This is a genomic window from Frateuria aurantia DSM 6220, assembly GCF_000242255.2.
Classification (GTDB): Bacteria; Pseudomonadota; Gammaproteobacteria; order Xanthomonadales; family Rhodanobacteraceae; genus Frateuria; species Frateuria aurantia.
The window spans coordinates 2,076,654-2,100,282 of the sequence record NC_017033.1 but is presented as its reverse complement, the minus strand read 5'-3'; the positions used below and the strand labels follow the sequence as shown (position 1 = coordinate 2,100,282).

Annotated in this window: 26 protein-coding genes; 7 read left to right on the top strand and 19 right to left on the bottom strand. The window is 58.0% G+C overall.

Features of this window, described 5'->3' with window-relative positions; genetic code table 11:
- The 11 genes from FRAAU_RS09755 to FRAAU_RS16525 form a co-directional block, all read right to left on the bottom strand.
- Entirely contained in the window at positions 1-1,521 is a 1,521-nt protein-coding gene (locus tag FRAAU_RS09755) for a cell envelope integrity TolA family protein (protein WP_245546349.1), read from the bottom strand.
- Between the two features lie 227 nt (positions 1,522-1,748).
- Complete coding sequence (locus FRAAU_RS09750; RefSeq protein ID WP_014403362.1) at positions 1,749-2,570, bottom strand: recombinase RecT; 822 nt, start codon at positions 2,568-2,570, stop codon at positions 1,749-1,751.
- Between the two features lie 52 nt (positions 2,571-2,622).
- Positions 2,623-2,904, bottom strand: coding sequence for a hypothetical protein (locus tag FRAAU_RS09745; RefSeq protein WP_014403361.1), 282 nt, complete (start codon positions 2,902-2,904; stop codon positions 2,623-2,625).
- The gene (locus tag FRAAU_RS09740) at positions 2,901-3,239 is read right to left on the bottom strand and encodes a hypothetical protein (RefSeq protein WP_014403360.1); all 339 of its coding nucleotides are present in this window, start codon (positions 3,237-3,239) and stop codon (positions 2,901-2,903) included. The genes FRAAU_RS09745 and FRAAU_RS09740 overlap by 4 nt, the downstream gene beginning before the upstream one ends.
- Complete coding sequence (locus FRAAU_RS09735) at positions 3,236-3,466, bottom strand: hypothetical protein (RefSeq protein WP_156803394.1); 231 nt, start codon at positions 3,464-3,466, stop codon at positions 3,236-3,238. The genes FRAAU_RS09740 and FRAAU_RS09735 overlap by 4 nt, the downstream gene beginning before the upstream one ends.
- A gap of 86 nt (positions 3,467-3,552) precedes the next feature.
- Entirely contained in the window at positions 3,553-3,684 is a 132-nt protein-coding gene (locus FRAAU_RS17860) for a hypothetical protein (RefSeq protein ID WP_014403358.1), read from the bottom strand.
- Between the two features lie 146 nt (positions 3,685-3,830).
- Positions 3,831-4,076, bottom strand: a complete 246-nt coding sequence (locus FRAAU_RS09730; RefSeq protein WP_014403357.1) for a hypothetical protein — start codon at positions 4,074-4,076, stop codon at positions 3,831-3,833.
- Positions 4,077-4,882: 806 nt separating this feature from the next.
- A complete protein-coding gene (locus tag FRAAU_RS17250) occupies positions 4,883-5,770 on the bottom strand; it encodes a hypothetical protein (RefSeq protein WP_014403356.1) in 888 nt (295 codons plus the stop codon).
- A 226-nt stretch (positions 5,771-5,996) separates the two neighbouring features.
- Complete coding sequence (locus tag FRAAU_RS09725) at positions 5,997-6,260, bottom strand: hypothetical protein (protein ID WP_014403355.1); 264 nt, start codon at positions 6,258-6,260, stop codon at positions 5,997-5,999.
- Positions 6,261-6,955: 695 nt separating this feature from the next.
- Positions 6,956-7,855: a hypothetical protein gene (locus FRAAU_RS17245; protein ID WP_014403354.1), complete on the bottom strand. Its 900-nt coding sequence runs from the start codon at positions 7,853-7,855 to the stop codon at positions 6,956-6,958.
- 139 nt (positions 7,856-7,994) lie between these two features.
- Positions 7,995-8,678, bottom strand: a complete 684-nt coding sequence (locus FRAAU_RS16525; protein ID WP_014403353.1) for a S24 family peptidase — start codon at positions 8,676-8,678, stop codon at positions 7,995-7,997.
- On the opposite strand from FRAAU_RS16525, the gene FRAAU_RS18020 reads away from it, so the two are divergent.
- Positions 8,677-8,964, top strand: coding sequence for a Cro/CI family transcriptional regulator (locus FRAAU_RS18020; RefSeq protein WP_083841231.1), 288 nt, complete (start codon positions 8,677-8,679; stop codon positions 8,962-8,964). The two genes, FRAAU_RS16525 and FRAAU_RS18020, sit on opposite strands and share 2 nt — an antisense overlap.
- 5 nt (positions 8,965-8,969) lie before the next feature.
- Here FRAAU_RS18020 and FRAAU_RS09710 read toward each other — a convergent pair whose 3' ends face one another.
- Positions 8,970-9,473 carry a hypothetical protein gene (locus FRAAU_RS09710; RefSeq protein ID WP_014403352.1) on the bottom strand — a complete coding sequence of 168 codons (504 nt, stop codon included), beginning with the start codon at positions 9,471-9,473 and terminating at the stop codon, positions 8,970-8,972.
- A gap of 86 nt (positions 9,474-9,559) precedes the next feature.
- On the opposite strand from FRAAU_RS09710, the gene FRAAU_RS09705 reads away from it, so the two are divergent.
- Positions 9,560-10,006, top strand: a complete 447-nt coding sequence (locus FRAAU_RS09705) for a phage regulatory CII family protein (RefSeq protein WP_014403351.1) — start codon at positions 9,560-9,562, stop codon at positions 10,004-10,006.
- A complete protein-coding gene (locus FRAAU_RS16520; protein WP_014403350.1) occupies positions 10,003-10,989 on the top strand; it encodes a YdaU family protein in 987 nt (328 codons plus the stop codon). The genes FRAAU_RS09705 and FRAAU_RS16520 overlap by 4 nt, the downstream gene beginning before the upstream one ends.
- Positions 10,990-11,033: 44 nt before the next feature.
- Here the strand turns inward: FRAAU_RS16520 and FRAAU_RS09695 are convergent, their stop codons facing one another.
- The 4 genes from FRAAU_RS09695 to FRAAU_RS09680 form a co-directional block, all read right to left on the bottom strand.
- Positions 11,034-11,858: an IS3 family transposase gene (locus FRAAU_RS09695; protein ID WP_014403015.1), complete on the bottom strand. Its 825-nt coding sequence runs from the start codon at positions 11,856-11,858 to the stop codon at positions 11,034-11,036.
- Positions 11,858-12,172: a DUF1153 domain-containing protein gene (locus FRAAU_RS09690; protein WP_014403016.1), complete on the bottom strand. Its 315-nt coding sequence runs from the start codon at positions 12,170-12,172 to the stop codon at positions 11,858-11,860. Before FRAAU_RS09690 ends, FRAAU_RS09695 begins: the two co-directional genes overlap by 1 nt.
- A gap of 426 nt (positions 12,173-12,598) precedes the next feature.
- Positions 12,599-13,069 (bottom strand): DUF943 family protein, encoded by a 471-nt coding sequence (locus FRAAU_RS16960; RefSeq protein ID WP_014403349.1) that lies wholly within the window; start codon positions 13,067-13,069, stop codon positions 12,599-12,601.
- Complete coding sequence (locus FRAAU_RS09680; protein WP_014403348.1) at positions 13,066-13,902, bottom strand: DUF3289 family protein; 837 nt, start codon at positions 13,900-13,902, stop codon at positions 13,066-13,068. Before FRAAU_RS09680 ends, FRAAU_RS16960 begins: the two co-directional genes overlap by 4 nt.
- 1,013 nt (positions 13,903-14,915) lie before the next feature.
- Here FRAAU_RS09680 and FRAAU_RS09675 point away from each other — a divergent pair.
- Complete coding sequence (locus FRAAU_RS09675) at positions 14,916-15,632, top strand: SDR family NAD(P)-dependent oxidoreductase (RefSeq protein WP_041271017.1); 717 nt, start codon at positions 14,916-14,918, stop codon at positions 15,630-15,632.
- A 505-nt stretch (positions 15,633-16,137) separates the two neighbouring features.
- Here the strand turns inward: FRAAU_RS09675 and FRAAU_RS09670 are convergent.
- Positions 16,138-17,082 carry a LysR family transcriptional regulator gene (locus tag FRAAU_RS09670; RefSeq protein ID WP_014403346.1) on the bottom strand — a complete coding sequence of 315 codons (945 nt, stop codon included), beginning with the start codon at positions 17,080-17,082 and terminating at the stop codon, positions 16,138-16,140.
- Positions 17,083-17,313: 231 nt separating this feature from the next.
- On the opposite strand from FRAAU_RS09670, the gene dld reads away from it, so the two are divergent.
- Complete coding sequence (gene dld, locus FRAAU_RS09665) at positions 17,314-19,077, top strand: D-lactate dehydrogenase (protein WP_014403345.1); 1,764 nt, start codon at positions 17,314-17,316, stop codon at positions 19,075-19,077.
- A 47-nt stretch (positions 19,078-19,124) separates the two neighbouring features.
- On the opposite strand, the gene FRAAU_RS09660 is transcribed toward dld, so the two are convergent.
- Positions 19,125-20,015, bottom strand: a complete 891-nt coding sequence (locus tag FRAAU_RS09660; protein ID WP_014403344.1) for an AraC family transcriptional regulator — start codon at positions 20,013-20,015, stop codon at positions 19,125-19,127.
- Positions 20,016-20,258: 243 nt separating this feature from the next.
- On the opposite strand from FRAAU_RS09660, the gene FRAAU_RS16515 reads away from it, so the two are divergent.
- Positions 20,259-21,032 (top strand): siderophore-interacting protein, encoded by a 774-nt coding sequence (locus FRAAU_RS16515; RefSeq protein ID WP_014403343.1) that lies wholly within the window; start codon positions 20,259-20,261, stop codon positions 21,030-21,032.
- 80 nt (positions 21,033-21,112) lie between these two features.
- On the opposite strand, the gene FRAAU_RS09650 is transcribed toward FRAAU_RS16515, so the two are convergent.
- Positions 21,113-22,057, bottom strand: coding sequence for a LysR family transcriptional regulator (locus tag FRAAU_RS09650; protein WP_014403342.1), 945 nt, complete (start codon positions 22,055-22,057; stop codon positions 21,113-21,115).
- Between the two features lie 103 nt (positions 22,058-22,160).
- Between FRAAU_RS09650 and FRAAU_RS09645 the strand changes: the two genes are divergently transcribed.
- Complete coding sequence (locus tag FRAAU_RS09645; protein WP_014403341.1) at positions 22,161-23,585, top strand: aldehyde dehydrogenase family protein; 1,425 nt, start codon at positions 22,161-22,163, stop codon at positions 23,583-23,585.
- Positions 23,586-23,629 lie beyond the last annotated feature (44 nt).

Here is a 23,629-nt window from a genome sequence, read left to right as displayed (position 1 = left end):
TCAGGCCGCTTTGCGTTCCGACATTGCCAGGCCGACATCCTTGATCCGCGCCATCATGGCCCTCAACATTTCGAGGACCTGGTCCTCTCGGTACAGCTTGGCGGTGCGATCGATGCTTGCAGGGTTGAAGCCAAGCTGCGCCAGTCCGTCTGCAGTGATCGAAAGCGGTGCGATCAAGGCGTTGATGTCGCCCAGCTTGATGGTCTTGGCAGGGCCTGCCGGTTGGGCGACTTTTTCGGCCTTGGCTGGGATCTCGTCCGTTGATGCCGCAAAGTGGCTCTGCGCCTGAGGTGCGGACTGGACGACTTTTGCAGATGCCGGCGGAGTCTCGTCCACCACCTTGGCCGCCTCCTGCTCGCGGGCCAGCTTCTCGGCTTCTTCCTTGCGGATCTGCTCGCGCTGCCGCTCCAGTCGCTCAGTCTCCTGCCGTTCGAACTCGCCGATACGAGCCGCGACCAAGTTGCGGAGATCTTCAGGCGACTTGGTTTGTGCAAGCATCACCCGATCGGCAAACAGTGACTGGTGCTGATGTTGATTTTTCAGGATGCTGATGTTGGCGCGGATGACTTCGGCAAACTGGCTCGCAGCGATCTTGATGTCGGCCACGGCCGTACTGACTGCGTCCCGCATGCTGCTGATCGATCGCTTGCCCTTGATCGATGCACCGATCACGGCAAACGTGGCGTGATCGGGACGGATGGCATACTCGCCCAGGCTCGAGTCCAGCTGATCGTAGTGGGCTCTTGCTGCACGGATGCCGGCGTCGACGATCTCGTCCCGGATGGAGACCTTGCGAGCCTTCACCATCTTGTCGAGCTCGAGGCGGATACGCCGGGTCTCCTCCTTCACGTCGTCCAGGGTGCGGAAGAGGGTGTCGATGGTTTCGGTCTGGGCGAGCGCATTGGCCTTGGCCGCATCGATGCGATCTTCTACGCCCTTCGCCCAGGTGACTGCTTTTTCCGCATTGGCGAAGTCTTCATCGGTCTGCAGGTCCCGGTTGATCCCGCCAAGCACCGCCATCGCCTGAGATTTGAACGCTTCCAGATTCGAGGCAGTCACCATGCCGGTGACCTCGATGTGCAGGCCGGGCAACTGGTCGGGTGCCTTGCCTACGACGACAGCTTCTTCCGGCTCCAAGGTGAAGGCCGCGATGTCCTGCTCGAGCTGGGCCCAGCCTGCAACGATGCGTGCGCGCAGTTCGGGGTCGGAGTGATACCAGCAGGCCCGGCTCTCGACCATCGTGTCGCCATCCCAGACTGATGCCATGAACAGCGTACGATCGGCACCGGAGACAAGCATCTGCTGCTCCATCTGTGCGCAGTAGTGCGCCGGCAGGGTGACATCCTCGCCGTGCAGCGGAATCGTGCCACCGGTATGGGCCGCCTCCGGCAATGCCTTGCGCAGCACCGAGTTGAGCGTTTTATGCTCCCAGGCCACATCTTCCATCATCGTCAGGCCGTCGAAGCTGGCCGACAGCTTGCCATCCTCTCCGACGCAGGGGAAAAGGTCCTCGCTGATCACCAGCTCGGCCAGCGGCCGGCACAGTGCCTCGAAGCGATGACCGTCATCGAAGATCTTCTGCACGAAGGTGGAGATCTCCTCTTCGATGCCGGTGGCGCGGACCTTGATCAGGTCGCTGCGTTTCACGCCAGGGAAAATGCCCAGCATCACGCCGGCCTCGCTGGCGTTGAAGTGACGGGCGCGGTGGGCATGCCATTCCGGCGTGCCCTGGGTGAGCTTCACGATCTTCATTCGACTACCTCCGCCTCGGTGGTTTCGAGGTCACGGATGGCGCCCAGCTGACCGGGCGTCAGGGTGTATTTGGTCTGCAGCTTGGCGATCACCTCTTCGGCGGAGTTCCGGCCGCACTGGATGCGTCCGAGCCAGGTGTCGAAGTTCTTGCTGAACTCTTCTTCCGGATAAGGAATCAACGGTTCAATGGCAGGAGAGGATGCAGCCGTGCTGTGGATCACAGTGGTCTGCATGGGTGTATCGTCAACTTCATCGGGCGTCTGCACCCCGAGCATCACCTCAGGCGCATAGCGTCGCGCCCATTGCCGCGTTCCGCGGTAGACCAGCATGTCTTCCGGGATTGTGTCCCAGGCATTGTCGACCCGCTTGGGAGGGGCGCCATCCTGTTTCTTCATCGTGATCGTTCGCCACTTGCGGACGGAGCCTGACACTGATTGAGTCTGACCAGTTCCACGAGGTGTTCCAGTTACAACGATGGAGGCGTCCTGCCCATGGCCGCTGATTTCATAGTGGAGGCGGCCATCGATGGCTTTCTGTGAGTACAGGGCTGCCGCAACCAGCTTGCCCTCGTAGCAGAGGCGTCCATGAACAACTGACGTGCATTGGGCCACTGATAAGGCGTCCATACCCCAGCGTTGAGCTTGCATTACCACCAGCAGGCAGTCGCCCTGTCGGCCTTTTAGGTGCGGAGGCAGGAGATCCGACTTAGCCATGAACTCGGCGAGTTGCATGGCCTCACCGATCGAGGTGGGAAGTAGCGCATTTACACGCTCAATTTGTGCCAGGTTCTGTGCTCTGGCCACGGATATTTCAGACATGGGGATCTCCTGCCGGCCTGAGCCAGCACAATCAAAAGGGAGGGGATTTGAATCAGTGGAAGCCGCGGAGCTTCTGCTCAAAGCGCAGTTCGGTCTGCGCCTGCACCCAGTGGGCGAAGATGTTATGGAACGAGTGCAGGTCGCCCCGGGCCAGTGCCTGGGCGGCTGCCTTGGTGTCGTCGAAGCGGTCGATCGAACTCATCAGCCATTCCTCGGCGACGTCTGGATCGGAGAGGTCAGAGGCAACTTGCCTTTCGATGGCCTCCTCTTCGTCAGCCCTTTTCTCGCCGGCTCGATCGCAGAACATGCCCGGCGGCTGAAGGTAGGTGGTCATGCCACCACCTCCGACGCACCAGGGATTGGAAGATAGTGAGTAAGAATGACCTTCTCCCCAGTCCAGACGTTGTAAAAAGATTCATCATTCCAGTAGGCGAGGCAGACAGCATCGTCCTGTACTCGTAGGCCTAGGAGGGGATTGCCATCTTTAACCTCCTCATCAATCGGCAGCCATCGCGGGGCGTATTTGGCGTGGGCGGCCTGACACCCCCACCACATATGCTGAGTGCGGGTATCCCGGTATTGATCGAATCTGTTCCTTTCGATTGGAAGAAATAAGCGCTTGGCGCGCTCCTCAAACTCATCCCGCAGCGTCTTGTCGTTGTCGGTCATGCCGCCACCTGCTGACGCGATTTGAGGCCAGTTCCCGAGCAGGCCGGGCAGTCGCGAGGAATGCCGATTCCTACACCATATTCACCAGTTCCTGCGCAGGATCGACAGCGGCCCGGCAGGTTCGCATCGATCAGGGTGTGTGCCTGCTCGAGGACCGACTGCACGCCTTCGATATCGTCCGGTGTCATCTGGAGGGTGAACTCGCCGGCGCCGGTGTTGAAGCGCACATCGTGGGTTCCGCTGATGGCCGTGGCCGAGATATAGAGGGTGAAGCCCCTGAAGCGCCGGCGGATGAAAGACTGGGTAGTCGACCTCACTGGATACCCCCGGCAATCAGCGGGAATTTCGGGTTCACAGTGCACAGAGCGGCGAGCTGGCCCATGGTGTAGTCGAGGTACTGAGGCATGCTTGCCAGCAGCCGGTATTGAGCAGATTTGAAGTGCATGACTTTCTCCAGGCACAAAAAAAGCCGGCACGGCTGCCAGCTGAGTCGCGGATCGATGCGGGATAGGCCGCATCGGTGGGGAATGAGTGGCCGGGTATTGCGCCGGCCTCGCACGGTTTTTACGCCTGCATCCTGCAGGGTGTTGCTTACGCCGCCTTCTGCTTCGGACGGCCCGGCTTGCCCGGCCTATCATGGACGATTGCCGTCTCAACGGCGACACCCTGGCTGGCCAATTCGACCAGCTCGTCCTGGGTGGCGACGTTCGCGCTGATCTGCTTCGTCAGCACATGCTTTACAGCGTTGTCAGGGGTGTTTGCGCGCACCAGGTGCGTGCTTTCGTCATCGCCGCCCTCGTTGACGACGACGCGATAGATGCGAGTAGAAATGCTCATGTTGTGGTTCCAGTGGAAGGTGCGCGGAAAAGCGCGAGATAGCCCGAGCGGGCAGGGTGACGAATTGGGATGGCGGCTGGCCGGCCCCGTTACAGGCCATTCCACATGTCTCACGGAGGGTTCCGAGTGTTCAGCGCCTCGGTCAGCGCAAGCGCCAACCGCCATGCCAATGCGCCCTCTGCGAAGGCGCACGGCGACCGATATCCGGGCTGGTCAGACCCTGGGCCCTCCGCATGGCGATGCCATCCTCGGGTGCCCGCTAGGTTGTGGAAGATCCCAGGCCGTTGGTCAGCGGTTCGCTGCGGCGCGGGATAAAGGTAAGCCATACTTACACTTAAAGGCAAGTAAAACTTACGTGTGGGGGGTAAGGTAATCCTACAATTGTTCAGCATATGGTTATGTTTGTGCCGACCGAGAGGCGCGCACGGCCCATGCTTCCTTCACCAGGAGGAGCTATGGCCAAAGAAACGATCTATGTGGTGCAGACGTGGGTTACAGGGCAACGCGGTCAGCTGCTCGCCGAACCCCCATACCGAAGACGGCGGAGGATGCGGCGGTGCGCAGGGCTTACAGGCTGGAAGAAGAGTAGGCCGCTGTCTTGGTCTTTGCCCAGACTGTGGACTCAGAGACGGGCGACTACGATGAGCCGAGGACCACCCTGAGGCTTGGGGCGGATCTAGACGTGGGGTAGTGTATGAAAAAAACTTGGGAGTAGGAATTTTATTGATGATGTCATCAAGTCAGGCGTGCTGAATATTATGTCGCTAGTGATATGCGGCCTCTGTGGAGATTGAGAAGTTTGCATCTCATCTCATCTCATACTCCATGGCTGGATTGTTTATTCTTGATGGGATGCCATCAATAAATCCTCCTTCTAGCGATATAAGCAGGTTGATAATATCTTGCGTCACCTCCAATTCCACTATGTTGTGTGGCGATGGCCTTTCTTCAGGCATGCATCTGAGTAGATGCAAGTGACCGCTTGGAGCTATAATGTAGCATAGCGGTCCTAGCCTAACTGTTATTATTGGAATTCCTGACGAGGTGCCGGGAAACCAAGTGTCTCCAATCAGTTGGATTGGATTTATTTCTCGATCGCGGAGAGTTATGTTGTAGAGAAATCTGTTTGAGTCTGTATTCTCCATTACCTCACTCACGCGCTCCAAGTTTATGAAGTATATATCAAAAGGATTGCTTTCTTGTTCTCCTGCTAAATATTTTCTCGCTTTTTCGATCTCAGGCTCTATTCTTGAAAGAGAGTTGCTTCCAACTTTCTTGAAGCTATTGAAGGTCGCATATTTCCATGCGATAGATGTTATGAAGTCATGAGTTAATCGATCCATATCCGGAATTTGGGCGCCTTCAAGACGTGGGCGAAATTGACTGTTCGAAAAGGCACTTTCAGCCAGTCCGAGCCTATTCTCACAATTATCACACAGAAACTGTAATGCCAGCGTGTCTTGCCGATGCCTGCCCTCGTTAATCAATCCTTGGTCGGTTACTGTACTGTAGCGAAGTGTGGGTATATCAAGCTTCTTCTTTATCTGGGTTGATATAAATTTTGGTATGAGGTGGCCTTTTCTATTTAATGATCCTGATTGGCATAGCATGCATTTCTTAGGAAGGAATTCTAGGTTGAAATGTTCTTCATAGTACTTGTCGTTGAATGCAGTGGATTTATTGTTTTCCGACATGATATTTAATCCTGAGTTTGGTGATAGATGCATCTTAATTAGGGTGGTGAGGTAAGGCTTTCCTCTTGAAGGGGGGTGATCAAATTGTTAAATACAACTCGTCTTTGTGTCTTTTTTGTGAGGTACTGTGTCGCCTAAGGGGTGATTGATCAGTCTGGCTGAGGTGTACCCCTCACTCGCCCACGACTTGATGTGGTTACAGCTCTGGTCGAATAAGCTAGAAGTTTCATCGCCCTTTCCCAACCCCATTACCTTCAGGCTTCAGCTCATTGATCAGATAGTCCTCAAGCGCCGATGCAAGGAAAAACATCTCGTGAGGGAAGCCGATGGTGATGAGGGAATCGACACCCAGCGCGCGCCACTTTTCTCGCGTGATGTAGGTGTTTGTGGCCTTGTCGACGAGCAGGACATGAGCGCTCAGACGCACGCCAATTGCGTGCTCTTTGTAGCGCCCCTTTTTCCAAGAGCGTCCCAGGCCGATGTAAATCACTTCATCGCCGGAGAGCAGGGCATAGCAACCACTTCGGTCATAGTTCGGGGCTGGCCCGCTTGCCCCATCCGTATTCTTTGGATCTGACCATGTTGGGGACAGGTTGAGATCCTTGGCGATGTAGCGATCGAAGAACTTGGCGGTGGCTTCTTGGAGTTGGATGGAATTGGGTATTTACTTGTGGGAAATAATCACATGGCAATGCTTGGGTCTTGTGAATAAGTGAATAATGGCCTTGATTGATAAGTCGTGAATTTAAGATTGTTTTCTAGGAGTATGAGGCTCCTCATTCTTCGCTCGATGCTCTTATTTGAAGGCCTATGCATGGTATCAAGGTGACACACATCATTCCGAATGATCCGACTAGGGCAATGAAAGCAATCGTGATGAATATATTACTGACTGGCTTAAAGAATAGGATTAGCGATGATGTGAAGGCGATCGCAGTCTCAAGTAGCGCGAAGGAGAATGTGATCAAGAGGCTGGATAAGTAGCCGTTAATACGGTAACGCCTGAGTGCTTCCGATTGTCCTATGATGCTAAATAAGGCCATTACTGCAGATAGAAAGCCAAGCATGGAGAATTCTGCACTGGCGGACATTGCTGCAAAATTATCGGAGTTTTTTCCAAGGGTGATGAGTAGTGCGCCACCTTTTTTGGTAAAGGATAGGATGTACAAAAGTAGCGCTAGGGAATTACCAGTTAAGGCCAATAGCATGGGGATCGCTAGTTTTGATGTAATTCGGGTCACCACTAAACTCCTTTATTTTTGCTTGTAGGGCCGTGTTTAGTGACGCAGCTTTAGTAATAGATGAAGGTATTTCATGTTCGTATCTAGGCCTGATGAAATCTTTAAGTCCACCAGAGCCATGAATATATAGATCCCTCATTCTGTCAGTCGCCTCAATTTTGCCGCGAGCATCTAATTCATCGATATCAGAGTCTGGTATATTAATGGCTATATTTTGAAGGTCTTTCTTCAAATTTGATTTAGACGACGATGGCTTCAGTCTGATTTCTATGCCTCCGATATCAGAGGTGGCTGGATACCCGTTGCCTAAAAGTGTGCCGACCAACTTACTGGTTAACGAGCTGGAGGCGTTCAATCCAATGGATATTGAGCTAACATGATTTAATTTGACAATATCTTTTTTTGACACCTTATCATTAAATGCGGCGAGCTTAAATTCTAAGTCACTACCTAGGCATCTAATAAAGTGATTAATTATATGGGATAGCGCCTGAATCCTTGGCGACAAAACCTTGCTAACTATTGCTATCCAATTAGGCTCGAACTTAACGTAGCTTGCCATTCCGACTGAATTCGCCGTGCCTAGCTTGGTCGATAGATCTTCATGTTTCAATGTTGCCCTTTCAATAAATTTTATTAACTCATTGTCTCTTGATTGAATTAGCAGGTATGTTGATCCAAGATAGGGGAGTGGGTATATTCGATCTCCATTATAGTAGAGGTTGCTATTTATATCTGGGTATTTGTTATTTGATATTGAGTCAAATAGGTCTGATAGATCAATCTGGTAGTCTTTGTTGGTTTTGTGGTCGTGAAGGTAATAACCAAAATAGTTGACATTCATTTCTTATTGCCTTGGATTGGTGCTTTATATGTTGGTGGTGCGGATATTGAATTGTTGATTTTTAGTAAGTGTATTTTATTTACTAGCACTGTATCCAATATAGTGGCTTTGCTGATAAAGCCTCTTTTCAATTGCCATATCAAAATTCCCTCAAGGTCCAAGCCGCAATGGCTCGCCCGCCGATCTCGATCTCCTCGACCTCAGCATCGATCGACTCATAGTCGGGGTTCTTGCTGAGGATGCGGACGATCCCGGGCTTGATGAGCTGCAGGCGCTTCACCTGCACGCGGCCGGCCCAGCGGAAACAGTACGCGCTGTCCTGATCGAAGCTTTTCACACGTGTGTCGACAAAGATCAGATCCCCATCGTTGTACTGCCCGCGCATGCTGTCGCCGCGACCGGTGATCACGCGGATCACGTCATGGGGGATGCCTGGCATCTTCTGCGAGACCCACTCGCGGGAGACGCGGAGGTCTTTGACCACTTCGGGGTAGTCGCTGATGAATGTTCCAGGCCCCATGCCTGCGTAACCCTCAAGGAGAGGGAATCGAACATACGCCGGGTCTGTCTCATCTCGTGAGACGAGATGGGTGGATCCGATTGGATCTCCATCCGCACCTAGCAGCCACTCCATCTTCACGCCAGTAATTTTGGCCAGCTCCCTTAGCCGGCCGATATCTGGCCTCGTTCGCCGGGCATCACTTGAACTTTCCCAGAGAGAGACGGCGACTCGATCAATCCCAAAGGCGTCAGCAACAGCCTGCTGAGTCAGCTTGGCTGCCGTCCTGGCCTCCTTGATTCGTTTCCAAAGTTGATCGCTCATGGGGCGAGTATGTAAGGGAAATTTACAAGGCGCACGGAAGTATCTCTTGCCAATAAAGGTAAGCATGACTTACCTTAGCTTTATGGACATCAAAGACATCATCAAGCGGGCCGGCGGCCCGGCAAAAGTCGCTCGTTGCTGCGGGATCAGCAGTCAGGCTGTTTCTCAATGGCGCCGAGTCCCGTATCAGCACGTCCAGGCAGTCTCGAAGCTGACTGGAATGTCTGTGAAGTCGATCATCTCACCTCCGAGGCCCGCCAGCCCGGGGCAGGTGGTGGCTGCGTGAAGCAATCAAATACCTCCGAAAGGCTCTGTACGGCCGGTGGGCAAGTCCTGCTTGCAGATGGAGCACCGAAGATAGATCGACCCGTAGTGGTTGAAGCGTTGCAAGACGGACTTGATCCCGCGGTCATAGCACGGCTGACAGACGTAATGCTCGGGCTCCGGCGGCAATGGCTCGCCAGCTGTGCTGAGTCGTGGGGTGGCATATGCGCGATAAGCGAAAGCCCCGGGGCTGACCTCGAAGAGCGTATAGCGACCACGGTCCGCTTCGGCTTCTCGCAGTTTTCGCAATTCCTCACAGGCATCGAGGTACTTGCCCTGCAGCTCCATGAGCTGGCCGGTGTACGTGAGGAGACTCTGCTGGGCCTTGAGCAAAAGGTCATTGGCCTTGACGAGCTCCGCGCTCTGTTTCGCAGCGTCCCGCATGTCGACGGCAGCGCTGATCAGATCCTTGGCGCCAGTGATTGTCGAGATCGTCGAGGAGGCGAGGCCGGTGATCGAAGCGAAATCCATGAGCAGGTCACAAGTGGCGAAGGTGGTGAGTTGCCATCTTGCCAGTACAGCAAAACCGATGCTCCATCTTTTTGAGACCCTTCCGTATGAACGTCGTTGATGCTGCCCATGCCACGGTGCATGACTATCCCGGTGGCGCCGAGACCCTTGCCCTGCGGCTGGGTCTGCAAGCCGGCATCCTTCGCCACAAGGTCAATCCGACTTATGACCGCAACCACCTGACCTTGGCGGAGGCTGATCGCCTCATGGGCATCACCGGCGATGTGCGCATCCTGCACGCGCTGGCTGCCAGCCATGGCTTTGCCCTGACGCCGCTGGACCAAGTTGCCCAGCAGAAAGAGGATGACGTGACCGCCCTGGTGCTGGAGCTGGTCGAGCGCAGCGGCGGGCTTGCAGGCACCGTCCGCGAGTCCTTGGCCGATGGCGTGATCACACACAGCGAGTCCAAGGACACCAGCCACGCCGGACACCTTGTCCAGGACATCGTGGTTCGCCTTGTCGCCGCGATCGCGCGGAAGGTGCGGAGGCAATGAACTACTACGAGCGCCACCTGGGCGATTACGCCCGGGACACCCGCCATCTGACGATCCTCGAGCATGGCGTCTACACGCTGCTGCTGGATCGCTACTACTCGTCCGAGGAAGGCATTCCAGAGGGCAGGGCATATCGACTTGTTGGTGCCCGCACTGAAGAAGAGAAGGCTGCGGTCGACGCGATCCTCGAGGAGTTCTTCGTCCAGGTAGACGGCTTCTGGCGGCAGCATCGTGCCGACTCGATTATTGCGTCCTACCGCGCAGGCGAACCGGATCGACAAAGCAAGAAAGCAAACGAGCGAGAACGCCAGAAGAAGTCCAGGCAGCGCCGCGCGGATCTCTTTGCTGAGCTCGAGCGTCACGGTGTGACAGCGGGATTTGATACGCCCATGTCACAGCTTCGGGAGATGTTGTCACGCGTGACAGGTGTGACAAGTCCCGTGACAGACGATGTGACGTCACAACCTGTCACATGTGAAGACACGGGTATCCATAAACCAGTAACCAATAACCAAGAGAGAGAGATAGACGCGGGCACGAGCGCGAGCGATTCAAGCGACGACGGCCCAACGATCACCGAAGCCGCTCGAGCCTGCCGGCTGATGCGCAAGGCCGGCTGCTCCGACGTGAACCCTCAGCATCCGGATCTCCTCGCCGCTCTGGCCGAGGGCATCACCCCGGAAACGCTGGCAGCCACAGCTGCGGAGTTCCGCAACAAGGCCAAGCCGTTCGCCTACGCCATCACAACCGCCCGTAATCGCCATGCCGAGGGCCCCAAGCCCGTCACCCAAGGATCAGCCCATGCAAACCATCCAGCAGGCCGCAGTGGCGGCAGTAAGCTCAGCGCGGTCGAACGCGTCGAGGCCGCCATCGCAATCCGCAAGCAGGCCGAAGCCTCAGCAGAAGCACAGCCAGCTGCCCAAGGCCTCGCAGTCGATGATCGACGCTTTCTGGGTTCGGATGGCCACGATGTTCGGGCATAGCTGGGTGAGTCAGTACTGTAATGACCCACCGGTTTCTGCGCAGGTCATGCGGTTAATGTAGCGGCGTAGGCCTCATCCGGGGTCATCATCTTCAGTGCCTGATGCGGGCGTTGTTGGTTGTAAAAGGCGATCCAGTCGGCGATCACTCGCAGGGCATGGACCTGGCTCTCAAAGCGATGCCGATGCACGCATTGCTCCTTCAGCGTGCGGATCACTCTTTCGACCATCCCGTTCTGCTGAGGGCAGTGCGGGGTGATGAACTCCTGCTTCAAGCCGTAACTGCGCACCAGTCGCGTGTAGTCACGGCTGGTGAAGACCAAACCGTTATCGGAGCGCAGCAAGAACGGCTCCCGCACTCGTCCCAGCGTGCCGTAGCGCGTGATGAGCGCCTGCTCCAGGGCCGCCGAGGCTGTGCTGGCCTTTCCGGTCCGTGACAGGTGCCAACCCAGCAGCTGACGGGTACTGCAGTCGATCACCAGCGCCAAGCTGAGCCAGCCGTCCTTGCCACCCCAGACGCGACACAGGTCGGTCGCCCAGCGTTGATCCGGCTTCTCGGCACGCGATACCTTGGCCTCGATGCGCGGGCGTTGGCCGAGCGCTCGCTTGCGCACCTGCCAGCCTTTTAGCTGGAAGATCCGCTGCACCGTATTCTTGTTCATGCCAAGCAACGCGGCGACCGTGCGATAACCGAATGACGGCTCGGCCTCGATCATCGCCTTGATCGGCTCGGCCAGCTCCGGCTTCACCTTGGCCGCTGACCTGGTCGGCTTGTAATACGTCGTGCGACGGGCCACGCCGAACCATTGGCACAGCTTGGTCATCGGGACAGTGATACCCTCGGCTTTCAAATCCTGCTGGACCGAGTGCATCAGCTCTCGTCCTTTCCCAGCAGGGATGCCAGCTTTTTTCGGGCGCGGATCTCCAGCATGGCCTCGCCGTAGGCTTCCTGCAAATCCTTCAACTGCCGCTCGTACTGCTCGCGTACATCCTCTGGCTTGGCCCGCAGCGCGTTCTCCATGCCGCGCTTGCCGTCCTCCACCCAGCTTTCAATCTCCGCCAGGGTCAGGTCGAACTGCCGGCTGGCCGCGGCCACCGTCGTCTTGCCCTGGATGATCTCAAGGACCAATGCCGACTTGCGCCGGGCGGTCCAGCGCTTGATCTCTTCGTCCATCATTTCGCTCATCGGTGTCTCCTTCGGGGAAAGTAACACCTGAGCAGCTTTTCAGTGGGTCATTACACGGTCGCTATACATATCGACAGGAAAATTCTATGGCCGGGTTTCACGGGCTGCTCCGTTTATTTCAACGGTGACGTCGCTATTGGTCATGAAAGGTTTGAAGCCAAATCTTTGGCCAGTCGTCTCGGCCTCTCGCTTCCATCGCGTCAGCAGGCGGTCTTTGATGCCCAGCCTGATCGAGTCAGTTCGCGACTGGTGGTGGCGGAGCGCTGAATCCGCCGGGCAATGATGCACAAGCTGGCACCGTTATGGCGCTCAATCACAATGACGGCCTGGTTTTCTTGGCTGGTGGCAGGTGTAGATCTTGGATATGGCCGCGATCGAGCATGAGGGGGTTGCACGTGGAATTTGTGCCGGCCGGGTGCCGGTAGTTCAAAGGGGTTCGAATTTGAATTTTCGAAGTCGACCATTTTTATCATACAAGTAATAGCCGTCATGAACGGTAAGTTCGGTGCCTTGGTTTTGGCTCCATTGCACGGAGAAGACGCGATCCTTGTCGATGCAGTGCGCCTTGGTCTTCATGTCATCAAAACACAGGCGGTCGTAACCATCATCTTCCTTGTAACCATCATGGAACAGCCAGAAGTTGACTACGTACCATCCATCGGGTTCAGGTTGGGGTATGTTGTACAGTCGCTTCAGTTCAAGCTTGTGTTTTTGCCACCATTTTATCTTTGCAGTATCCGTCAGCGGCATATTCATCACGAGTATATCGCTATAGCTTCGATATTGATGATTGACGATGATGAGAACAGGTCGCCACTCAAGCCATGCAAGATAGATAGTGGCAAGGGCAAGGCTTGAGATGGCTGTGCATATCATTTTTTTTGATTTGGACTTCATTTCGATGCCTCGCTTATTTCCAGCTTGGCATCCATACTTGTGATGTATGGCTTGAATCCGAATCTCTGATAATGTTGAAGTACAAACCAGATGCGAAATATCGCCAGTCTGGATAGTATCGGCCCTGAAATGTCTGCCTCGTCGAGGCCAAAGTGATCCTGGATCCTGTAATGCAAGGTGGCATAATAGGTGTTTTTGTGGACGGCGAGGTCTTCAAGGGTGATGCATGTTGACCATGTGTCGTGTACCGATATCCCTAGTCCATTGATGTAATGTTTGAGATGTGTGAATTTTGGAAGTCGAGAATCTTTTACGGCCTTGGTCAGCATCCATTTCTTTTCTTCATGATAGATTGCTTGTTTCCAGTCGATGTTGTTCTTGAGTGTCGCCTGGATATTAAGCAAGGAGCTGTTGGATGTCGTGTTATGGAGGATCTGCTCCCTTGTGGCCGTATCGAGCAATGGACGCTTGAAAGGGGCGCCATTTCCGTATTGCATATGGTTGATCATTCCAATGATCAGGTGCCGATAGGGACCGTAGAAGGCGAAGGCATGGGATTCGCGGCGGAATTCGTCGAACAGCAATCGGGCGCATTGTTCTGCCGTGATGGTTTCTTCATTTCTGTAGAAGTCATCAAGGGCATATTGCAGGGGGCTGGAAGATCGTAATTTCTTCAGCGTGTAGGGATCGACCTGGATCGAGATCTTCTCCAGATGAAACTGGCGCTTGAGCTGTTCTGCGGTCAGATCTCCGCAGCGCATATCTCTGGCGCCGTAATCATTCATCCGGTGCTGGGTCTGGAAGATGGTGCAGGGCAGCTGCAAGGCGGTCATGATCCGTCCGAATCTGTACGGGTAAGGTGATGGCTCAGGTCACTACGTGGCCGATGGGGTGATCCCGATGAGGACTGATCGGCGGTGCTTGTATTTCGGTAGGGCAGAGGCTGGTCGGGTTGCGCCTGCGATCATTTGTTTCGGCAAACAGAAACGGTTGCTGTGTCGATGCTGTCGGCATGGCCGACTGAATGCTGTGGTCTTGTCCATTGCGCTGGCCGTGCATCGGGCCTCATCTTTCAGGCTGACGGAGATGTCGTTGTCGGCTTGGCGCTGATTTCATGATGGGCAACAGTGATGTGCAAACCATGCTGGCGTTGCCAATGTGAAGTGTCTGAATACAAATCACGACTTGGTCGTGATCCAGGTGGCCATGATCTGGCGCGGCAGAGGCATGGTGATGTTGCTCAGGAAATCGGCGCTGTCTGGGCATCAGCAAGCGGCTTGGACGGCAGCTGACCATGGGCGTCGCGCCTTGGCCCGTGCCGCACGTCAAGGGCTTGCTGGCTGGCACATCTGTCGATCCGGTCCGGTGCGTGCCAGGATACTTGTCGCCTGATTTATGTGGCCGTTGAACTATGATCTTGGTGAAGACCTCCAGAACGCCGTCACACCCAGGGTTGAGGGTGACACTTCGATGGGCGCCCAGTTTTGCGTGCCGTCCGACGAGTGCGCTGGATGATTCGCGCGGGCGCAGGCATAGACCTCATCCAGCGCCTTCGTGAATGTGATGTCTTCACCCGCCTGTCGCTCCGGGGCATGGCTGGCAGTGCGAATGTCGCTGTGGCGGTGCCGTGGTGGTACTCGTACACGGATCCAGTCTCCGATGCGCCCAGCCAACGATGCTGCAAGCTGATGATGTGGTGGCCGGTGCACGTTGGTCTGACCTGAAGCCGTCAGCGACCCTCAGTCATGGGCGTCGTGCGCAAGTCATGATTGCACCAGGTGCGTCTGGTACGGCGTCTGTGCGGGCGGCAGACTGGATGCCGGATATGGCGGATCAGGTGATTGACATGACGGAAGAACAGCCGCAACGGACGAAGCCGACCGCTTTGCTGATCGGAGCTTCGCGCGGCATCGGCTTGGCGATCAGCCAGGAGCTGCTGCGTCGGGGCTGGCAGGTTGTGGCAACGGCACGGCAGCCCAGCCCTGCGGCATTGCTTGAATTGGCTGCACGGCATCCGGAGAGCCTCGAGATCCAGTCGCTTGATATCACCAGCTCGGAGTCCATCAAGATATTGGCAGGCGCCATGTCGGATCGCCGTCTGGATGTGGTTTTCGTCAATGCGGGGACAACTAACGATCTGCCCGATCAGGCCCTGGGCGAAGTGGATATGGATGCTTTCCAGAAAGTGATGCTGACCAATGTGCTGGGGCCGATGCGGGTGATCGAGGCTTTTCGGTTACGGGTGCCGGCCGACGGGGTGATCGGCGTGATGTCATCAGGCCAGGGCAGCATCGGCAACAATGTCCAGGGCCGGCGGGAGCTGTATCGCAGCAGCAAGGCGGCTCTGAATCAGGCCATGCGCAGTTATGCGGCCCGGCAGGGCGATGCCGGGCCGGCCCTGTTGCTGCTGGCTCCCGGCTGGATCCGTACCGGACTGGGTGGCCCGCAGGCACCCTTCAGCCTGGAAGAGACGATTCCGGATATCGTGGATGTATTGATCGCCCGCCGTGGACAGCGCGGCTTGGCCTATCTGGATCGATTCGGCCAGCCGGTGGCGTGGTGATGGCGGTTGCCGGCGGTTGATATCCAGCCGGTCGGCGCTTGCGCCGTGCGTGCGGAGACTTGGCCCTGCAGAGCATCGGCCGAGGCCTGCTTGCCGATGGCGGTCAGATCGGCAGGCAGTACGTTGAAGTCATGCATGCTGCCAGGATGGAGGGCCAGTTCGGCAAGATTGTCCGTGGCAAGGATTCCATGTCAGGGTCTCGGCGTTACGGAAGGCGCGGTCGCAATAATATATCCGTTACGTAGCAAAAATATCTGCACCGACGACACCGGGCCTTGGCCGTCATACCGGACCTTGATGGTGGGGGCGTCGACAGCGGTGATGGATGGCGTGTCAGAGAACATTCCGGATGATCGAGGCTGCCTGTTTCTTGATACGCTTCGGATCAGGCATGGAAGTCATGACATCTGTCGGCCGGGGGGGGATGACCGCGCCTGGAAGGCTGCCGCAGGTGACCTGCTGACAGTTGCACTATCGATTGTCCCGTCAAGTCGGCAGTCTGCCTCTACTGCCCTCGCGATGGATGCCGGGCGGCAAGGATTTGTGGTTTCGCCACCGCAGCCGATTCGGCAGCGACTTCGCGCAGGCTCTGCAGAAAGTGCTGGACGATGACCGAGGGTTCTCTTGGCCGCGAAATCAGGGCGATGGCCGTTTTCAGGGGCGGTTTGGCCAACGGGTGATAACTGATGCCGGTGGCCAGCAGCTGGCGTATCGAGGCAGGGATGATGGTGACACCGAAGCCGGCGGCCACCATATTGATGGTTGACGATATCTGCGGAGACTCCATTTCCACACGAGGCGAGAAACCGGCGGCGCGGCAGGCGCTGATGATGGAGTCGTAAAGATCCGGTCCGATGGCGCGCGGAAACAGGATAAAGCTCTCGGTAGCCAGTTGTTCAAGTTTCAGCTGGCGCCGGCGTCCCAGTGCATGTCCCGACGGCAGTACCGCGATCATGTCTTCATCCACCAGCGGCTCGACCCGCAGGTCGCGGCAATGCAGGGGCAGGCGGATAAGGGCGCAGTCGACCTGCTCGTCGATGACTTTGTCCAGCAAGGCGGTGCTGTTGCTTTCCTCGGTCTTGATCATGACCTGAGGATACTGCTGGCGAAATCGCCGCAAGGTGGTGGCCACGGCCGGGTGGAATACGGTCGAACCCGCGAAGCCGATCGAAATCTGGCCGCTTTCACCGCGAGCGGCCTTTCTGACATGTTCGAGCGCATCTTCAGCCTCATCCAGTACGCGGCGGGCCCGTTCCTTGAAGATGCGGCCGGCTTCGGTCAGCTCGACTCGGCGAGGGTGGCGGATAAACAGCCGGGTGCCGATTTCGCGCTCGAGCTTCATGATCTGATGGCTCAGCGGCGGCTGGGCGATGCCGAGCCGCTCGGCGGCCAGGGTGAAGTGGAGGTGCTCGGCGACGGCCAGAAAATAGCGGAGTTGACGAAATTCCATGGACTTCGGCTCTCGTGATGGATCAGGGCGGCACGATGATTGCAGGGAACGTTCTGAGAATTCCATACTATTTCGATATCGAGGTCTCGTGTTGCTGATCTTTGATTGTATGGGCCGGCGCTTATTAAACTGTGCGCCGCAGGTCGCAGGCGACGGCAAAGGGCTGTGGCTGACCTGCTGTGGCTGGCTGCCTTTCCGCTACCCATGCCCGTCCATTTCAAGGAGTTGTCGATGTCTGCCGTTTCCTCGAGGGTTTCCGCCGCTTCGTTGCATGGCGGCGTGACGCCAGGCCGTCTGGTATCCGATCTGCAGGCGATTGTCGGCCGCGATCATGTACTGACCGCGGAGAGCCAGACCCGTAGGTACCGCACCGGCATCCGGTTCGGTACCGGCAAGGCGCTGGCCGTGGTGCGCCCTGCCACCCTGGTGGAGCAATGGCGGGTGCTGAAGGCATGCATCGAGGCCAATGTCATTGTCATTTCGCAGGCTTCGAATACGGGTCTTACCGGGGGATCGACCCCGGACGGCGATGACTATGATCGCGACATCGTGATCGTCAGTACCTTGCGCATCAAGAAGATCTATCTGATCGATGGTGGCAAGCAGGTCGTCTGTCTGCCCGGGGCGACCCTGGACCAGCTGGAACAGGCCTTGCGTCCGGTCGGCCGCGAGCCCCATTCGGTGATCGGGTCCAGTTGCATCGGCGCCTCGGTGTTTGGCGGGATCTGCAACAATTCCGGCGGTGCGCTGGTGCAGCGTGGCCCGGCCTATACCCAGATGTCGGTGTTCGCCCAGGTCGATGCCAAAGGTGATCTGCATCTGGTCAATCATCTCGGGGTGGATCTGGCCGGCAGCGAGGAGGAAGTGCTGTCACGCCTCGACAAGGGGCAGCTGCCGGAGCGTGATATCCGTCACGATGCGGGTGCCGGTCATGACCATGATTATGTCGAGCATGTACGCAAGGTCGATGAACCCACGCCGGCTCGCTTCAATGCCGACCCCGGCCGGTTGTATGAATCATCGGGCTCGGCGGGCAAGGTCATGGTCTTCGCCGTACGGCTCGATACCTTTCCGATCCAGAAAAACGCGCAGGTGTTCTATATCGGAACCAACAGCGCCGACGAGCTGACCGATATCCGGCGTGAGGTGCTGGCGAACTTCAGGCATTTGCCGATTTCCGGTGAATACCTGCATCGCGATGCGTTCGAGATTGCCGAGCAATACGGCAAGGACACCTTCCTAATGATCCATCATCTGGGCACCTCGCGCCTGCCGGCTATGTTTGCCCTGAAGGCGAAATGCGACGCCATTTTCGAGCGGATCCCGTTTCTGCCCAAACACCTGACGGACCGTTTGCTGCAGGCGGCCAGCCATCTGTTTCCAAAACATCTGCCGCGGCGGATGCGCGAGTTCAACAAGAAGTACGATCATCACCTGCTGCTCAAGGTGTCAGCCGAGGGTACCGAGGAAGCCCGGGTCTTTCTGCGGCGTTATTTCAGCCAGGCCACGGGCGGGTTTTTCGAATGCACGCCGGATGAAGGAGCCAAGGCCTTTCTGCACCGTTTTGCCGCTGCCGGCGCGGCCAACCGCTATCGGGCGGTGCATTCGAGCACGGTGGAAGACATTCTGGCGCTGGATATCGCGCTGCCCCGCAACGCGCGCCAGTGGCAGGAGACCCTGCCGCCTGACATCGAGCAGCCGATCATGCGCAAGCTGTATTACGGCCACTTTCTCTGCCATGTTTTCCATCAGGATTACATCGTGGAAAAGGGCCATGACTGCATGGCGATCGAGCACAAGATGTGGAAGCTGCTCGACGAACGCGGGGCAGAATATCCCGCCGAACACAATGTCGGGCATCTGTATGTGGCCAAGCCGGCGCTGAGCGGGCATTACCGTAACCTGGATCCCTGCAACTGCTTCAATCCAGGGGTCGGCCACACCTCCAAGCTGGCTTTCTATCAGGGCGAAAGTGCAGGCACTGGCATGCACTGAAGTCGGTGCACAGCGCAGGCGCCCATGCCGCGCTGTGTCGTCCTGGCTTACTCCGGAACGCTGATCGGCACGTTTGCCGGTACGTTTTCACCGCGACCGGCGGCTGCGTGCCGCCCGGACAGGTAGCGCCCCGGTGACTGGCCGACGGCCTTGCGGAACATGGTCACAAAGCCGCTGGCGTTCTCGTAGCCCAGCGCCATTGCGACGGCCTGGACACTGAGGCCGCGGGTCAGATGCTGCACCGCCAAGGTGATATGCAACTGCCTGCGCCACTGGCCGAAGCTCATGCCGATTTCCTGACTCAGCAGTCGGCTCATATGGCGTTCGCTCATGCCGACTCGACTGGCCCAGGCACTGGCGGCCTGTTTGTCGGCCGGGTCGGCCAGCAGCAGGTCGCTCAGGCGTCGCAGGCGCGCGTCACGGGGGATCGGCAGGTGCAGATGTTCCACCGGGGCTTCTGCCAGCTCGTCCAGCAAGGTCGCCACCAGACGGTCCTCCTTGCCATGGCGGGGATAAAGTTCATCAAAGCCGGCGGCCTTGGTCAGCAATTCCCGCAGCAGCGGCGATACGCTCAAGGTGCAGCATTGCCGCGGCAAACCGGGCAAGGCATCGGGTTCGACAAACAGACAGTAACATTCGGTCTCACCCGAGCCACGCACGGAATGCGGCAGGTCGCCTGGGATCCAGATGGCGCACTGAGGGGGCACGATCCAGATGCCGTCGGCAATCTGGCAGCGCAGCAAGCCACGGACTGAATACAGCAGCTGAGCCTTGCGATGATGATGCGTGGCGCGTTCCCAATGCTTGCTGATCCGGGTCGACAATTTGGCTGCCACCGGACGAGGAATGCTGTCGACCTCGGCGACCAGCATCGGGTGGTCATAGACCACCGTGTCTTCCGATGGGTGTTGCGAGAGGCGGAAAGTCACCGTGGTCATGCGGTTGTCTGCGGGTTCGAGATTTGTCCGTATTGGACAATAAGCCGACCAAATTATGCAATGACGACAGCGGTGGCCGCGCTTAAAGTGGATTTGCCGATCCGGCCATCGTGTCGATGGCCGGTCAGTCGGCCTTGATCCTCAGCCACCAGCATCCTGTATGCGCCAAGGACAGATCGCCGCCGGCTTTCGGCCGCGAGATGCAGGCCGGTCGGCGTCTTCTTTGTCTTTGCAGGAGCTGTGATGATCGAACTTGAGGAAGCTGCCATGGCCGTATCGCCGATGCCACATCGCGTGGTCGTGGATGAAGTCCTGCAGCTGGGGCCGCATCTCCGGCGTATCGTTTTCGAGGGCGAGACGCTTGCCAGCCTTGCGGTAAGCTTGCCGGCCCAATGGTTGAAGGTAGGGATCCCGGATGTGTCAGGATCCGGCCTGGTCCAGCGGGCCTACACCATTCGTGGTGCCTACCGCGGCTGGGGTGTGGTGGTGGTTGATTTCGTGCTGCATGCCGATGCCGGCCCGGTAGCGGCATGGGCCAGACGCGCCGTGGTCGGGGATGTGGCCTATCTGGGGGGCGCTGATGGCGGTTATCAGCTGGATCCGGCGGCCGACTGGTATTTGCTGGCGGGCGACGAGACGGCTTTGCCGGCGATCGCCAGCATCCTGGAATTCCTGCCTGAGGATGGCCGACCAACGTGTGTCGTCATTGAAGTGCCTACGGTGGATGATATCCAGGCACTTGGCTATCCGGACGGTACCGAGGTCCACTGGCTGGCCAGAGACCGCGAGCCGGCACCCGAGGGACGGCTGAGGGAAACCCTTGCCGGCCTGTGCCTGCCAGTGGGGACGGGGCAGATTTTTCTGGCTGGTGAGATGACGCTGGTCAGCGCGATTCGTCAGGATCTTGCCGGTGCGGTGCTCTCGGCCCGGGTCGATGCCGCTGCCTACTGGACGCGGGAGCCTGCTTCGAGGTCCAGTTCCGGGCAAACCGGCCAGCCTGTGTTGCAGTATGTCTGAAGCTGCCGCTGATGCGGACCGCGATGCATGCCGGTCTGGTCGCTCGATGCTTATGCACGCTGCGTCCGGCCGGCATGGACTCAGTCGGATGCTGGGCGGCTCTTGTCGCCTGCAGCCGGTCTGCTGTCGTTGGTGCCCCGTCTTTCATGGATCAGCTCGACCAGGGCCCGCAGTCCGGCCGGAACATGGCGATGCCCAGGGTAGTAAAGGCTGAGTCCCGGGTAGGCCGGTACCTGGTCATGCAGCACGGCCACGAGCCGGCCGGAGGCCAGGTCATCGGCGACATGGGCGCGGGCCAGTTGGGCCAGACCCATGCCGGCCCGGGCCGCTTCCCGCATCAGGATCGGCGTGTCGAGGGTCAGTCGGCCAGGCACTTCCAGCCGGTAGGCACGGCCATCCTTGCAGAAGTCCCATGCTGATGGGGCCCCATCAGGCATCCGGGCGCGAATGCAGTTGTGTGTCGACAGCTGTTCAGGGGCGAGCGGGCGACCATGGGCATGCAGATAGGTCGGCGAGGCGACCACCACCATCGGAATTTCATGATCGATGGCGACCCGGATCATGTCTTGCGGCACCGAGGCACTGTCGCGCAGGCCGGCATCATATCCCTCGGCGACAATATCGAGTTTCCGTCCTTCGGTGACGATGTCGAGGTGCATGTCTGGATAGCGACTCAGATATTCCAGCAGAATCGGCTGGAAGGCCATCAGTGCGGCGCCCAGCGAGCTGTTGATGCGCAGGGTTCCGCTGGGCGCTTGATGTCGGGATTCCGTATCGATAAATGCCTGCCGGATCTGCCGCACCGCCGGCTGGATCTGCTGCACGAAGTGCCGGCCGGCTTCGGTAAGGGCCACGCTGCGGGTGGTCCGATGGAACAGGCGGCTGCCGAGTCGTCGTTCCAGCCCGGCAATCGCCTGGCTTACCGCCGAAGCCGCCATATCCAGATCCAGGGCGGCGGCACGGAAGCTCCGGCGCCGGGCCACCGCCAGCACCGCATCGAGTTCGACCAGTCCGCTCTTGTGCATTGTTCTGATTTTCCAATCAAATCATCAATAATTGTTGATATTAACAAGGCAATGGGCGGGATCTAGAGTGTGGCTTTCCCCATCACGACAGCGAGGGACAGACATGTCATGGCCAATCTACCGCAGCGCCTATATCGATGCTGCCTTTGTTCCGGTGCACGGAGGCGAGCTGCAAGTGATACTGCACCCGGTCACCGGTGCACCGATGGCGGAAGTCATGATGGCCGGGCCCGAGGAAGTGGACTTGGCCGTCCAGGCCGCCGCAAGGGCGCAGCGCGAGCCGGCCTTGCAAGATCGCGCGCGGCGGATCGAGATGCTGCGAAGCCTGCAGGCCTCGGTCCTGTCGCACGAGGCGGCTATCCGGGAGTCGGTCATCGAGGAATACGGCGCACCCTTGGCACGGGCGTCTTGGGTCGGGCGCTATGCCTCGGATTGTTTCGGCCATGCGGCGGATCTTCTGCGCGATCATCCGTTTCGACGCACGCAAGGGAGCACCGAGGTCTGGATGGAGCCGGTCGGCGTGTCGGCCCTGCTGGTGCCCTGGAACAGCATCGCGGGCACGATGTGCAGCAAGCTGGCTTCGGCGCTGGCAGCCGGTTGCGCCAGCGTGATCAAGCCCAGCGAATTCAGCCCCTGGCAGACCCAGGCTGTGGCCGTGGCCTTGCATGAGGCGGGCCTGCCGCCGGGCATTTTCAATATCGTCAGCGGTTCAGGCACTCAGGTGGGGCAGGCGTTGTGTACGCATCCGGCCGTGTCCAAGGTCTCGTTCACCGGATCCACGGCGACTGGCAAGCTGATTGCCCGCGCCGGCGTGGAGACGATGAAACGGGTCAGCCTGGCACTCGGTGGCAAGTCGGCCACTATCGTGCTGGATGATGCTGATCTGGCGACGGCTCTGCCGATGGCGATAGCCGTCGCCTTCATGAACAACGGACAGGCTTGTGTCGCCGGCAGCCGGCTGCTGGTGCCGCGTTCACGGCTGGATGAAATAGAGGAACAAGTGCGCCATATCGTGGACGGGCTGGTGGTCGGGAATCCGCGGGACCCGGCGACCGGGCTCGGCCCGCTGGCCAGTCAGGCACAGTACGAGCGGGTCCAGCAGTTTATTCGCCGGGGCCAGGCCGAAGGCGCTCGACTGCTGATTGGCGGGGAAGGCCATCCGGCAGGGCTGGAGCACGGCTGGTTTGTCCGGCCCACGGTATTTGCCGATGTCGCCAATGACATGGACATTGCCCGGCAGGAAATCTTCGGTCCGGTGTTGTGCCTGATCGCCTATGACGATGATCAGGACGCGGTGCGTATCGCCAATGATTCACCTTACGGCTTGCAGGCCTATGTGTTTTCCGCACAGGCCGAGCGGGCACGTCGGATGGCCGGGCAACTACAGGTCGGCTCGGTGCTGATCAATCGCATCGCTCCCGATTTGATGGCGCCCTTTGGTGGCGTCAAGCAATCGGGGGTGGGGCGCGAGTTCGGCGCTGCGGGTATCGATGCCTTCCTGGAGCCGAAAACCGTGGTGACGATCTGACCGGACGTGGTCGATGCTTCCAGGCGGCAGGGGGATTCCGCCTG

Bases quoted from the DNA above. Each gene is read 5' to 3' on its own strand.
- FRAAU_RS09750 (WP_014403362.1), bottom strand. From the start codon at position 2,570: ATGTCTGAAATATCCGTGGCCAGAGCACAGAACCTGGCACAAATTGAG.
- FRAAU_RS09745 (WP_014403361.1), bottom strand. From the start codon at position 2,904: ATGACCACCTACCTTCAGCCGCCGGGCATGTTCTGCGATCGAGCCGGC.
- FRAAU_RS09740 (WP_014403360.1), bottom strand. From the start codon at position 3,239: ATGACCGACAACGACAAGACGCTGCGGGATGAGTTTGAGGAGCGCGCC.
- FRAAU_RS17860 (WP_014403358.1), bottom strand. From the start codon at position 3,684: ATGCACTTCAAATCTGCTCAATACCGGCTGCTGGCAAGCATGCCTCAG.
- FRAAU_RS09730 (WP_014403357.1), bottom strand. From the start codon at position 4,076: ATGAGCATTTCTACTCGCATCTATCGCGTCGTCGTCAACGAGGGCGGC.
- FRAAU_RS17250 (WP_014403356.1), bottom strand. From the start codon at position 5,770: ATGTCGGAAAACAATAAATCCACTGCATTCAACGACAAGTACTATGAA.
- FRAAU_RS17245 (WP_014403354.1), bottom strand. From the start codon at position 7,855: ATGAATGTCAACTATTTTGGTTATTACCTTCACGACCACAAAACCAAC.
- FRAAU_RS18020 (WP_083841231.1), top strand. From the start codon at position 8,677: ATGGGGCGAGTATGTAAGGGAAATTTACAAGGCGCACGGAAGTATCTC.
- FRAAU_RS16525 (WP_014403353.1), bottom strand. From the start codon at position 8,678: ATGAGCGATCAACTTTGGAAACGAATCAAGGAGGCCAGGACGGCAGCC.
- FRAAU_RS09710 (WP_014403352.1), bottom strand. From the start codon at position 9,473: ATGGATTTCGCTTCGATCACCGGCCTCGCCTCCTCGACGATCTCGACA.
- FRAAU_RS09705 (WP_014403351.1), top strand. From the start codon at position 9,560: ATGAACGTCGTTGATGCTGCCCATGCCACGGTGCATGACTATCCCGGT.
- FRAAU_RS16520 (WP_014403350.1), top strand. From the start codon at position 10,003: ATGAACTACTACGAGCGCCACCTGGGCGATTACGCCCGGGACACCCGC.
- FRAAU_RS09695 (WP_014403015.1), bottom strand. From the start codon at position 11,858: ATGCACTCGGTCCAGCAGGATTTGAAAGCCGAGGGTATCACTGTCCCG.
- FRAAU_RS09690 (WP_014403016.1), bottom strand. From the start codon at position 12,172: ATGAGCGAAATGATGGACGAAGAGATCAAGCGCTGGACCGCCCGGCGC.
- FRAAU_RS16960 (WP_014403349.1), bottom strand. From the start codon at position 13,069: ATGAAGTCCAAATCAAAAAAAATGATATGCACAGCCATCTCAAGCCTT.
- FRAAU_RS09680 (WP_014403348.1), bottom strand. From the start codon at position 13,902: ATGACCGCCTTGCAGCTGCCCTGCACCATCTTCCAGACCCAGCACCGG.
- FRAAU_RS09675 (WP_041271017.1), top strand. From the start codon at position 14,916: ATGACGGAAGAACAGCCGCAACGGACGAAGCCGACCGCTTTGCTGATC.
- FRAAU_RS09670 (WP_014403346.1), bottom strand. From the start codon at position 17,082: ATGGAATTTCGTCAACTCCGCTATTTTCTGGCCGTCGCCGAGCACCTC.
- dld (WP_014403345.1), top strand. From the start codon at position 17,314: ATGTCTGCCGTTTCCTCGAGGGTTTCCGCCGCTTCGTTGCATGGCGGC.
- FRAAU_RS09660 (WP_014403344.1), bottom strand. From the start codon at position 20,015: ATGACCACGGTGACTTTCCGCCTCTCGCAACACCCATCGGAAGACACG.
- FRAAU_RS16515 (WP_014403343.1), top strand. From the start codon at position 20,259: ATGATCGAACTTGAGGAAGCTGCCATGGCCGTATCGCCGATGCCACAT.
- FRAAU_RS09650 (WP_014403342.1), bottom strand. From the start codon at position 22,057: ATGCACAAGAGCGGACTGGTCGAACTCGATGCGGTGCTGGCGGTGGCC.
- FRAAU_RS09645 (WP_014403341.1), top strand. From the start codon at position 22,161: ATGTCATGGCCAATCTACCGCAGCGCCTATATCGATGCTGCCTTTGTT.